This window comes from Paraburkholderia sp. SIMBA_027 (assembly GCF_046535315.1).
GTDB classification, from domain to species: Bacteria; Pseudomonadota; Gammaproteobacteria; order Burkholderiales; family Burkholderiaceae; genus Paraburkholderia; species Paraburkholderia tropica.
The window spans coordinates 1-252 of the sequence record NZ_JAWRWY010001171.1 but is presented as its reverse complement, the minus strand read 5'-3'; the positions used below and the strand labels follow the sequence as shown (position 1 = coordinate 252).

The following is a 252-nucleotide window of genomic DNA, read 5'->3' as shown; positions in this document are numbered from 1 at the left end:
AACAAAGGTATAGGTTTTGGCATCCTTAAGTATATGCAGAATGAAGTAAGTTGGCAGGGAATAAAACCGCAAATAAAGTTCAACTACTTAGGTCAGTTTGATGAGAGTATTGATAATGAAGTGTTTGAAATCTCTAAACTATCACCAGGTGACTCAATTAGTTTAGAGAGTGAAAGATTATTTGAAATAGATATTAGTGGAATCATATCGAACCATAAACTGAGTATTACTTTTGCTTACAATAATGAAAAG

Annotated in this window: 1 protein-coding gene; it reads left to right on the top strand. The window is 31.7% G+C overall.

All coding sequences use genetic code 11. The features are described 5' to 3' along the window. The coding region (locus SB764_RS42830; protein WP_410867154.1) for a hypothetical protein at positions 1 to 252 on the top strand (252 nt) is incomplete at both ends.